Origin of the sequence: Pseudoalteromonas sp. TAE56, from assembly GCF_000497955.1 — a bacterium.
GTDB lineage: Bacteria > Pseudomonadota > Gammaproteobacteria > Enterobacterales > Alteromonadaceae > Pseudoalteromonas.
Genome location: NZ_AUTN01000079.1, coordinates 97361 through 109745, shown reverse-complemented (window position 1 = coordinate 109745; position 12385 = coordinate 97361). Strand labels below are relative to the sequence as shown.

The window sequence follows — 12385 nt, the reverse complement described above, 5'->3', positions numbered from 1 at the left end:
TTGGCTGTTAGAACTCAATCTGTACGAGTGCCCACACAGATGATTGCTTTATATTTTTAAAGAACGTTGCGATTAAAGTTAAAATTTATCTCGCTAGGGCTGCGCATATTACGCGTTCCTATTTTTTTGTCAATACTTAAATTTGAACTTTCTAAAAAGATTCAAACTAAGTTTTACTTAACACCCTGAGTTGTTCACGCCTCGCTATGCGTTGACGTTTCCCGTCTCAGTGGGGTCGCATTATAGGGAGATCCGAAAACAGATCAACCCTTTTTTGAAGGAAACTTGAAATAATGTGCTGTTCGCACACATTTACATCGAAATGGTTACTTTAAACACTAAAAAGGCCCTGATGGGCCTTTTTAATTAGTTTACTATGAGCTTCCACCCAAGTTTACCTTGCTGTTTAGACTCTTGTTGTAGCTCGCTAGCCATTAATGGATGATCTTTTAACCAGTTACTTTTAAACTTAAGGTCTAACACTTCATTTTTAGCAGTTAACTCAAACTTAGGCAGTACATCATCTTGTCTGCGCATTGATAAGATGACTGCTATTCGTAGTAATCTCACTATATATTGCGCTAATAGACTATTTACGCCGAGTGAATTAAAACAGCCTTTTGGAAAATCAGAACGATGCGCATCCGCTACCGCTACTATTAATTTATGCTCTGACTGTGAAAAACCAGGCATATCAGTATTTTCCAAAATATAAGCGGTGTGTTTATGATACTGCTTATATTCTATTAGTAATCCAATCTCATGAAGCTGCGCTACCGCTTTTAATAGTGGTAACCCATTTAAACTTTCAATTGGCCAATCTTTATCAATACTTATCGCTAACTGCATAGCCAAGCTTGAAACTCGACACGCTTGTTTTTGATCAACGTGATAACGACTCATAAACCCATCAACTGTGCGTTTACGAATGTCGTTATTATGAAACTCCGGAACCATGCTATATAAAACACCTTCACGCAGTGCTCCACCCGCCAATCCCATTTTTTCTATTTCAAGAGATTCAAAAAGTGCGATTAAAATTGCGAGTCCTGATACAAATACCAGTCGACGGTCTTCACTTAATCCAGGAAGGTCTAGCGCTGCAATGGTGCTAAATGCAATTGCTTGCTCTTTTATAGTGTTGAGCTTTTCAAGCGTGAGTAAATCGTCAAGATTTTGAGCGACCATAATTTCTTGAATTGCTTGCACTGTGCCAGAAGCACCAGATGCAATTTGCCATCCCGCTGTTTTATATTCTGGAGAAATTTCATCAATGACTGTACGAGCTGCCTTTATAGCTGCGTTAAAGTTACCCTTACTTAATTGGCAGTCTTTGAAATAGCGTTCAAGATAGGTAACACACCCCATATTGAGGCTTTTGTAATGTAAGGCATCAAATGCTTTACCAATTACAACTTCGGTACTTGCACCACCAATATCAATAACAAGCTGTTTGCCAGTACAAGATGAAGTATGAGCAACACCTTTATAAATTGTGCGCGCTTCTAATTCTCCGCTAATAACATTAATGCTATGGCCAAGAATCTTTTCTGCATGGTTTTTGAATACTTCGGCGTTAGTTGCCAACCGTAAGGTAGCTGTTGCTACTATGGTGATGTTTTTATCTGGGATATCTTGTAGACGCTCAGCAAAAAGGGCAAGGCATTCCCAGCCTCGCTGCATTGCTTCAGTGCTCAATACGTTATCTTTATCAAGCCCTGCGGCTAATCGGACTTTGCGTTTAACACGTCCAATTGTTTGTAGACCGCCAGCAATTGATTTGGCTATAAGCATATGAAAGCTATTTGAGCCCAAATCAATAACTGCGTATACATTTTTTTGCGGTTTAAGTTGCCCCACCGTTCAAAAACCTCTAGTTACTACTACTTATACAAACGGTCGCTTACGACCGTCCTTTTTGGTAACTATTATTTGGGCGACGTCCGCTGTTATTACTACGGTTACGTGGACCATTTGAATAGTTGCGCTTTCTTTGAATAATAGGCTGAGTTAAATCATCTAGCAATGCTGTTTTATCATAATGAGATAAAGGAATGCTGTGCTCTATATATTCTTCAATTTCATGTAAGTTATAAGCATATTGCTCACACGCAAAACTGATTGCGTGGCCTGATGCGCCAGCACGACCAGTACGACCAATACGGTGTACATAATCTTCACAATCGTCAGGTAAATCAAAGTTAAATACATGACTTACTTCTGGAATATGAAGACCACGCGCAGCAACATCTGTAGCAACTAAAAAGTCTAAGTCGCCCTTGCTAAACTGCGCTAATATAGTTTGGCGTTTTTTCTGGTTAACATCACCAGTAAGCATGCCTACACGATGACCGTCTGACTTAAGCCAAGCATAAACAGTTTCACAACTGTGCTTAGTATTTGCAAACACGATTGCTTTCTCTGGCCATTCTTCTTCAATTAAGGTTAACAACAGCTTAATTTTATCTTCTTGCGAAGGATGAAATAGCTCTTCTTGAATACGTTTACCCGTTTTAACGTCAGGTTCAATTTGAACATGTTCTGGGTTTGTCATGTGCTCAAAAGCTAATTCTTGTACGCGATATGATAATGTGGCAGAAAATAATAAGTTTAAACGCTTTGATGTATCTGGCATACGATCGAACATATAGCGAATATCTTTGATAAAACCTAAATCGAACATACGATCAGCTTCGTCAAGCACGACTACCTCAATTTCATTAAGGGTGTAACAGCCTTGCTTATACAGATCAATTAGACGACCTGTAGTACCAATTAAAATATCAACGCCTTTTTCTAGTTGTGCACGTTGTTTTTCGTAATCTTCGCCACCATATACTAAACCTAAGTTAAGATTACAGTGCGGCGCTAAAATTTTAGCATCTTTGTGTATCTGAATCGCAAGCTCCCGAGTAGGGGCCATGATCAGGGCTCTTGGATGTTTACTAGGTGCTTTGCTAGATTGTAATAACCGATGGCACGTGGCAGTTAAAAATGCCAACGTTTTGCCTGTACCAGTTTGAGCTTGGCCCGCGATATCGCGTCCATCACAAATAAAAGGTAGGCATTTTGCTTGAATAGGTGTGCAATATTCAAACCCATTCTCGGTTAAACCGGCAACCACTTCCGGTGCGATAGCAAAGTCTGAAAACTTTTTATCGGTTAAATGTGTCTTAGTCATAGCGTTTAAGCATAACGTTTAAACTTGCAATAAGAAACAAGAGTGTTTAAATACGCACTAAATATTTCGCCTAACTAAATCGGAGAGCGCAATGAGCGAGAAAATAATCCAAATTACTGACGATAGCTTTGAAGCTGACGTATTACAATCAGACAAACCAGTACTAGTAGATTTCTGGGCTGAATGGTGTGGACCTTGTAAAATGATCGCCCCTATTCTTCACGAAGTTGCTGATGAATACGACAGCCGTGTGACTGTTGCTAAATTAAATATCGACCAAAATGCTGGCACACCACCAAAATTTGGTATTCGTGGTATTCCTACTTTACTTCTTTTTAAAGATGGCCAAGTAGCTGCAACGAAAGTAGGTGCTCTTTCAAAAACTCAACTTATCGAGTTTTTAGAAAACAACATCTAACTGTAAGCTAGAACAATAAAAAGGGCTTTTTGCCCTTTTTTAAATTTATTTTGTATAAAGACTGGACGCTTTGCCAGTGAACTGCTAGTTTATAAAGCCAACTAATCCTTAGTTATATTCAACAAACCTCACTCAACGATCAAAGCGATTTTGAGTATGACAACTGTAATAAAGAACCCACCAATATGCATTTACGCGAATTAAAAGACAAGTCCATTAAAGAGCTTGTAGACTTAGCTGAGTCCATGGGGCTCGAAAACGTAGCCCGCTTAAGAAAGCAAGATATCATTTTTGCCATTCTTAAATCCCATGCCAAAGGCGGAGAGAATATCTTCGGCGGCGGTGTATTAGAGATTTTACAAGATGGTTTCGGCTTCTTAAGATCATCAGAAGCCTCTTACTTAGCTGGCCCAGATGACATTTATGTTTCACCTAGCCAAATTCGCCGTTTCAGCATGCGTACTGGCGATTCAATTTCAGGTCTTATTCGTCCACCTAAAGACGGTGAACGTTACTTTGCTTTACTTAAAGTAAATGAAGTTAACTTTGATAAACCTGAAAACTCTCGAACTAAAATTCTTTTTGAAAATCTTACTCCATTACATGCAAACGAACGTTTTCGCATGGAACGTGGTAACGGCAGTAAAGAAGATATTACAGCCCGTGTACTTGATTTAGCATCTCCTATTGGCCGCGGCCAACGTGGTTTGTTAGTAGCTCCGCCAAAAGCGGGTAAAACAATGCTGCTTCAAAATATTGCACAATCAATTACGCACAATCATCCTGATGTAACATTAATGGTTTTACTTATTGATGAACGTCCGGAAGAAGTAACAGAGATGCAACGCCTAGTTAAAGGTGAAGTTATTGCATCAACGTTCGATGAGCCAGCTTCTCGTCACGTACAAGTTGCCGAAATGGTTATCGAAAAAGCAAAACGCCTAGTTGAACATAAAAAAGATGTTGTTATCTTATTGGATTCAATCACTCGTTTAGCACGTGCTTATAACACCGTTATTCCTTCATCAGGTAAAGTACTTACTGGTGGTGTTGACGCTAACGCATTACATAAACCTAAGCGCTTCTTTGGTGCTGCACGTAACGTTGAGGAAGGTGGTAGCTTAACAATCATAGCTACAGCTCTTATCGATACTGGCTCTAAAATGGATGAAGTTATCTACGAAGAGTTTAAAGGTACTGGTAACATGGAACTTCACCTTAACCGTAAAATTGCGGAAAGACGTGTATTCCCAGCTATCGACTTTAACCGCTCAGGTACTCGTCGTGAAGAATTACTAACAAAACCAGATGAACTTCAAAAGCTTTGGATTTTACGTAAAATTGTTCATGACATGTCAGAAATTGATGCAATGGAATTCTTAATCGATAAACTATCGATGAGCAAAACCAATGATGAATTTTTTGATTCGATGAGACGCCAATAAAAGCGTTTTAATTGAATAAAAAAAGCGCCTAAGGCGCTTTTTTTATGTCTGGATTAAATACAGTTTAACTCTCATTATACTTTTTAAGTACACTCTGCAGTGTATCAACGAGCGCTTTAAAATCATTTGCACTGCTTTTTTGGGTTCTGTATAGAAGTGCTCTGTCTAAATTTTTAGCCGATTGCGCAATTTCATCCAAACCAAACATTTGTGCAGCCCCTAAAATGCGATGGCTATCTTTTTGTAGCGCACCTAAATCTTCGCTTATAAAATGCTGGGTAATCGTTTCACTCTCCAAAGCAAAGCTCTGCTTGAAACTAATCACAAGATCGCTCATATCAACTTCATTTTGCTTTATAATTGGCTGATCTTCTGCATTATGTAGGTGATTAGAGAGCGCTTTATAAAATGACTCTTTGTCTATCGGTTTACCTAAGTAACCTGTAAACCCTAACTCTAAGTAACTATCTACTTCATGACTCATAGCATTTGCTGTTAAAGCAAAAATAGGCCGTTCAAAACCACACTGTTTCAATAGTTGGAAAGCAGAACGCCCGTCCATCACTGGCATTTGAATATCGAGTAATACTAAGTCAGGGTATTCTTTTAAGCACTGCTCTACCGCTTGCTCACCATTTTCAACAGCAATAACCTCGAGTCCCATTGAGCGTAAATAGCGGCTTATTAGCCTACGATTATCAGGATGATCCTCCGCAAGTAAAACACGACCCGCCAATCGCTTATTTTCCTTAGAAGTACTTTGAGCTTCAATCATGCTTTGCGATTTATTTACTTCTGCGCACGGTAAAAAGAACGAGAACTGACTGCCCTTTTTGTATTCGCTTTGTACGCTAATATAACCGCCCATCATCGCGGCTAATTGTTGCGATAAGCTAAGGCCTAACCCTGTACCACCAAAGCGACGGCTAATGCTGTTATCTGCTTGGCTAAAGCATTCAAAAATAAGCTTTAACTGTTTAGAGCTCATACCAATACCGGTATCTTTTATAATAATAACCAGCCCTTGATCACTCTTATTTAAAGCAATGATGATCCGGCCAGCGTGAGTAAACTTAATAGCATTGGCACACAGGTTTATAAGAACCTGCTTTACGCGAATCAAATCGAGCTTAGTGTAAAACTCATTACCCACTTGATTGTCTAAAATAAGGTGTAGATTTTTTGCTTTTGCTTGGGTAATAAACATGGCATGTACATCACTTACGAGCTCGACAATATCAAAGCACGAAATATTTAACTCTAATCTATTGGCTTCAATTTTACTTAAATCAAGTACATCATTTATTAAGCTTTTTAAATGGTCACTGTGACGCTGAATTACTCTTAATTCATCTTTAAGTGACTCAGGCTCATATAATTCATTAATTAAGGCATCTGTTTGCCCTAAAATAGCAGTTAGTGGAGTGCGAATTTCGTGACTAATATTAGCTAAAAACTGGCTTTTAACATCATTGGCCTCTCTGAGCTCTTGTGCAATTGCCTGCAATTCTGCAGTACGTTGCGTAACTTGTTCTGTTAACTGCTGCTTAGCGCGTTTTTCTGCACCACGACGGTAAAGTGCAATACCTGTTACTACAACTAACAGTAATAGTAAAAAAGAGAATAAAGTAAGCTGAGAACGCTGCGACATTTTCAGTTCTTGCACACGGCGATCTTGTTTAAGTTTTTCTATTTCCTGGTTTAATTGTGTTGCTTTAAATTGATGCTGAAGCACCGCTAGCGCGTTAATAATTGCCGTACTTCTGAGTTTTCGCAGCTCACTAATGTATTTTTGTTGCAAAGCCATTGCACTTGAATAATCGCCTTTACTCGCTTCAAGAAGTGCTTTGGCCCCCAAGCTTTCCCTAATTATTCGCTCACTGCCGTATTCATGGGCAAGTAAAATAGCTCGATCTAAATTTATTTGAGCCTCATCTAAATTGCCCTTAACAAACTGAATCTTAGCCAGCGCATGTAACGCATTAAGCTCTAAATTATGGTTATCTATTTTAAGCGCATAGTACTCACCTAATTTAGCTTGCTCGTATGCTTCATCAACTTTTTTCAATACTAAATTAGTATTTGCCAAATTAGTATATTGTGTAGATAACTTATTGTAATCATTAGCTGAAATATAATATCGCAGCGCTAACTGATAATAATGTAGTGCTAAATCAAATTGGTTGCTCTCCATATGAGCAACACCCATATTGTTATATACCTGCGCAATACCGCTTTTATCATCTAATCGCTGATAAACTTTAAGTACATCTTGATAAAGACTAAACGCACTATCGTAGCGTGATAAGCGTATATAAACGCCAGCTATATTAAGTAGTATATCGGTTTGATCTTGTTCACTGCCGTGCGCTTCGTAAATAGCTTTTGCTTTTAAATAAAACTCTAGAGTATCGCCTAACTTGTTCATATTAAAATAGGCCAAGCCAATATTATTTAGTAAATTTGCTTGTTCAAGTAATTGCTCATTTTTTTCAGCTAATACTAGGGTACGGCTGTATTCAATAATGGCTTTTTGAAATAAACCTTGATAGAAGAGCACCACACCTTGCATTTTAATTGCACGAAAGTGCTCATCAGGAAAGAATGTATCTGAAGTATGTTGTTCTAGTAATTTAAAATAGTGTAAAGATTCTTTAAAATTATCAGCCGATAACGCACTATTACCCAATGCCGAATAAACAGCGACACGCTCTTTTTTGGAGGCATCTTTATTAGTAAGTAGCATGTTTGCTAATTGTAATTTAGGCTCCCACTGTACTTCGTTTTTGAATTGCTCAAATAAAGAATCAGTATTTTGGGCATAACCAGGAGCTATTAGTACACAGCATATAGTAAATAAGAGGCATTTTAACTTGCCCAGCATAATTTTAATCCTTCAAACCGTTACTTATATCAGTGTAATCTTTATTGAAGATACACCAACTACTAGGGCCTAAACAATGCTTAACCCACTGATTGATGAGATTTTTGAGCTAATACTAACAAAGCAGGTTTGGCAAGTTCATACTTTAGCAGCAGAACTGACCACCCGTAGCGCTATGACCACTCTCGATAAAAGTCCTGAACGTGATTTATTTAAACGTAACTTTTTAATTATGAATGCACTGTACCAACTGCAGGCACAATTATGCCCTCAGAGTTTACTCATTTCAGCTCTGCATATCGAGCTTTTAGAAAAAGGAGATAATAGTTTAGTAACAACAAACGAGAATTTGCGAGATTATTATTTAGATTGGCATAATTACGATACTAGTGAAGAGCAGATTGATGAGCTTTTAAATAGCTTTTGGCGTCAGTTTAAAACGACATCGCCACAACAGGCTTTAAATGAAAATGAATTTAAAGAGTTGGCTTTAGAATGGAAGTTACCTGAAAATTTTACTCTTAAAAACGTTCAAAAGCGCTGGAGACAACTTGCATTACAAATGCACCCAGATAAACCAAGTGGGTGTGAAGTGAAGTTTAAAAAAATAAAATTACAATACGAGCAGCTAAAGGTAGCTGCTCGTTAATCTATTAATTTAGAAGTTTAAATTAACGAGTAAGGCGACGAGCGCGGATTTTTCGCCCTTTAATATTACCTTCGGTTAATTTACGAAGCGCTGGTTTTGATGAATTACGTTCAACAGCAACAAATGCTACGTTATCAAGTACGTTAATTTTACCTACCTGACGACCTGCAACACCATCTTTCCCCGTTAAAGCACCTAAAATATCACCAGCGCGCACTTTTTGCTTTTTACCTGAATCAATCATTAAAGTAACCATTTCAGGGCGGTACGGCGGCTTGTCTAATAAATTAAATGGTGGCATTTGCTCTGGCGTAATATCACGCTCGTAATGTTCGCCTATTTGAGCAATTTTAAACGCTTCTGCTTCACCGTAAATAGAGCATGCAATGCCCTTTTTACCTGCGCGCCCAGTACGACCAACACGGTGAACATGTGTTTGCGTATCATGTGCCAAATGGTAGTTAATAACCATATCCATATCATCAATATCTAAACCACGTGCAGCAACATCGGTAGCAACAAGTATTGAAGCACTTTTATTTGAAAAGTGAATTAACGTACGTTCACGATCGCGCTGCTCTAAATCACCGTGTAGCGAAACAGCACTAAAGCCTTCGTCAGCTAAATCGTCACACACTTGTTGTGTTTCTACTTTGGTATTACAAAATACAACACAGCTTTGTGGTGTAAATTTAAGTAGTAATAATTTTAGCGTTGGGTAGCGCTGCTTATTATTATCCATTTTGTAGAAGTACTGCTTAATTGTACTTTTGGCTTGTTCTTCTTCTACTTTAACCATTTCTGGGTTTTTAAGTACACGCTTAGCAATTGCTTCAATAGCTCTTGGGAATGTAGCACTAAATAACAATGTTTGACGATTTTGTGGAATACGCTCAATAATTGCATCAAGTGTGTCTTGAAAACCCATATCAAGCATTTGATCGGCTTCATCAAGCACCAATGTTTCAACATCATCTAAACGTAAAGTACCTTTACGAATATGGTCGTCAACACGCCCAGGCGTGCCAACAATAATATGCGCACCATGTTCAAGCGAGCCAATTTGAGGACCAATTGATACACCACCGCATAGCGTTAATATTTTAATATTGTGGATACCGCGCGCTAATTTTCGCATTTCAACCGCAACCTGCTCAGCAAGCTCTCGGGTTGGGCATAAAACTAACGACTGAATACGAAAGCGTTTTACGTTTAATTTAGCGAGTACACCTAAACTAAACGCAGCAGTTTTACCTGAACCGGTTTTTGCCTGAGCAATGATGTCTTTACCAGCAAGTACAGGCGGTAAACTTTGTGCTTGTACGGGTGTCATGTGGGCATAGCCAAGTGTTGATAAATTATCAACGAGTCCAGTCGGTAAAGCCAAAGATGAAAAAGCAGTTGAAGTCACAGTAAGTTCCATAGCAATAAAAATAACGTGGGGGAAAGCCCCACTAAATATGCCGCTAATAATAGCAGAATTCGTAATTAGCAACCATTAACAAACACATAATAAAGTACGTTAACAAAAGGTGTTGAAAATGATAGTAGTTTGCATTAAGATCGCGATTGTTTTTTACATAACTGCGCTGGAAGCAATCAATGAAACTGAATTCTCTTTACCTAGCACTACTGGCAAGCATTACAACAAACGCATATGCAAACTCTACCGACCTTGAACGTATAGAAGTAAAAGGTAGCTACTTTAACGACTACAAAGTAGACAACGCTAATGGCGCAATGAGAACATCAGCTTCATTACTTGAAACCGCACAATCTGTAACCGTAATAACAGACACTATTGTTAACGAACAGCTCGCCACTACACTTGGCGAAGTGCTAACAAATGACGCCAGCTTAACGGCAGGCTCACAGCAACGAAACCGTGAAGTATTTAACCTACGTGGGTTTGAGCTAAGCTCATCAACAGGTTATTTACGTGACGGCCATCAGCATTGGTCTCACTATCAACAACCAATCGAAATTTTACAACAAGTTGAAGTAATTAAAGGCCCATCAAGCATTTTATACGGTCAGTCAGGCCCTGGTGGCTTGGTTAACATGGTAACCAAAAAGCCAACTGTAACTACACTGTTTAATGCCAGTGCCGATGTAGATCAGCATGGCTCAACTCGTTTTATGATGGATGCCAGTGGTGCCTTGACTGAATCTGAAGATTTACGTGCACGTGGCATATTAGTAAAGCAAGACGTAGATTACTGGCGTGAATATCAAAATGGTGAAAACCGTGAGCGTGACCGCTTTTTAGGTGCTTTAGTTGTAGATTACGATATTAGCGACAATGCATTAGTACGCGTGCATTACGACCGTACAGACGACGAAGCAGGTTTAGATACGGGTGCATGGATAGACGATAACGCCAAAGTAATTGGTAGCGACAAAACAATTCGTGATATGTCTTGGGCATTTACCGATATAACGGTAGAAAACGTAGGTTTAGACCTAGAGGTATTTTTAACCGATAACTGGCAGGTAAAGCTTGGCTATAACGAACAAACGTTTGAGCGCCAACGCTTTGAGTCAGCACCGCGTATGCCAGGCGGCTTTGCTGAAGGTGACAGCTATGAATCTCGCCCTTACGATCGTTTTGATGATTGGCAGTTTAAAACCGCATTTATTGATTTTATTGGTGAATTTGAAACAGCTGGTATTCAACACCAATTATTAATTGGCGCAAACTCATTGGATTACTACTATGGACAACGCCGCACGTCTGCCGACTACTTCGACTTTTCAGCAGGGCAAGCAGAACCATCTCGCCCATCAGTAAGCTATAAAACAGATGATACAATAAGTGAAACTGAATACGACTACTACGGTATTTACGTTCAAGACTTAATTTCGTTTTCGCCAGAGTGGCAATTATCGCTAGGTGGACGTTACGATAAGCAAACGCGAGAAGATGCAGATAACGAATCATTTGTACCAAAAGTAGGCGTGCTTTATCACCCAAATGCTTCTGCAACTATATACGCTAGTTACTCAGAAGGTTTCGAGCCTCAAGGTAGTGAAACCTTAATTGATGAAACAGATGTAAATAACGGTATGAAATTAGATGCTATTACGTCTGAGCAAAGAGAGATTGGCATTAAATGGCAGTTATTTGATGACCGCCTAATGCTTACCAGTGCTATTTTTGATATTAGCAAAGAAGGTACTCTTGTTAGCGAACAACTTGAAGTTCCTATTGGGTCATTCACAAGTGAAACAAACCAAGTAGGTGAACAACGTCATAAAGGTGTTGAGCTAAGCGCTCAAGGTGCCGCTACTGACCGTTTATTTGTTATGGCGTCAACTATGTACCTCGATGCAAACTTTGAGCGTGACGAAGAACTTGAAGGCAAACGCCCTACCGATGCACCAAAATGGTCGGCATCACTTTGGACTCGTTATGAATTAAACGACGCAATTGCACTTAATGCAGGTGCTTTTTACGAAGGCGAGCGTTTTGCTGATAGCGCCAATACAATTACTAAAGATGCGTACACTCGCGTTGATGTAGGTGCTACTTATAAATTTAACTTAAGTAATACCGATATTAATTTACGCCTTAATATCGAAAACTTATTTGATAAAAACTATTTAGGTGGTGGCGGTACTAGTAATGTAACTGTTGGCGAAGGCACAAATCTTCGTTTAGCTGCGCAATTTAGCTTTTAATTAAACGCTTAAAATAATAACTTAAAATAATAACTTAAAATAATAACTTAAAATAATAGTTTTAAAATATAGCCCGCGTACATTTACGCGGGCTTTTTTATATCTAAACGTTTATACCTAACTGCAT

At 38.8% G+C, this 12385-nt stretch carries 8 protein-coding genes; 4 read left to right on the top strand and 4 right to left on the bottom strand.

Annotated features, from left to right (window positions below):
* Window positions 1-366: 366 nt before the first annotated feature.
* Both gppA and rhlB read right to left on the bottom strand, forming a co-directional pair.
* Complete coding sequence (gppA, locus tag L656_RS0108230; protein ID WP_024598842.1) at window positions 367-1860, bottom strand: guanosine-5'-triphosphate,3'-diphosphate diphosphatase; 1494 nt, start codon at window positions 1858-1860, stop codon at window positions 367-369.
* Between the two features lie 43 nt (window positions 1861-1903).
* Entirely contained in the window at window positions 1904-3181 is a 1278-nt protein-coding gene (rhlB, locus tag L656_RS0108225) for an ATP-dependent RNA helicase RhlB (protein WP_024598841.1), read from the bottom strand.
* Window positions 3182-3272: 91 nt separating this feature from the next.
* On the opposite strand from rhlB, the gene trxA reads away from it, so the two are divergent.
* Both trxA and rho read left to right on the top strand, forming a co-directional pair.
* Window positions 3273-3599 (top strand): thioredoxin TrxA, encoded by a 327-nt coding sequence (gene trxA, locus L656_RS0108220; RefSeq protein WP_002960942.1) that lies wholly within the window; start codon window positions 3273-3275, stop codon window positions 3597-3599.
* Between the two features lie 185 nt (window positions 3600-3784).
* Window positions 3785-5044 (top strand): transcription termination factor Rho, encoded by a 1260-nt coding sequence (rho, locus tag L656_RS0108215; RefSeq protein WP_002960945.1) that lies wholly within the window; start codon window positions 3785-3787, stop codon window positions 5042-5044.
* A 64-nt stretch (window positions 5045-5108) separates the two neighbouring features.
* On the opposite strand, the gene L656_RS0108210 is transcribed toward rho, so the two are convergent.
* Window positions 5109-7928 (bottom strand): ATP-binding protein, encoded by a 2820-nt coding sequence (locus L656_RS0108210; RefSeq protein ID WP_024598840.1) that lies wholly within the window; start codon window positions 7926-7928, stop codon window positions 5109-5111.
* A gap of 76 nt (window positions 7929-8004) precedes the next feature.
* Here L656_RS0108210 and L656_RS0108205 point away from each other — a divergent pair, with 76 nt between their 5' ends.
* Window positions 8005-8577: a DNA-J related domain-containing protein gene (locus tag L656_RS0108205; protein WP_024598839.1), complete on the top strand. Its 573-nt coding sequence runs from the start codon at window positions 8005-8007 to the stop codon at window positions 8575-8577.
* A 22-nt stretch (window positions 8578-8599) separates the two neighbouring features.
* Here the strand turns inward: L656_RS0108205 and dbpA are convergent, their stop codons facing one another.
* A complete protein-coding gene (gene dbpA, locus L656_RS0108200; RefSeq protein ID WP_024598838.1) occupies window positions 8600-9988 on the bottom strand; it encodes an ATP-dependent RNA helicase DbpA in 1389 nt (462 codons plus the stop codon).
* Window positions 9989-10179: 191 nt separating this feature from the next.
* On the opposite strand from dbpA, the gene L656_RS0108195 reads away from it, so the two are divergent.
* The gene (locus tag L656_RS0108195; RefSeq protein ID WP_024598837.1) at window positions 10180-12258 is read left to right on the top strand and encodes a TonB-dependent siderophore receptor; all 2079 of its coding nucleotides are present in this window, start codon (window positions 10180-10182) and stop codon (window positions 12256-12258) included.
* Window positions 12259-12385 lie beyond the last annotated feature (127 nt).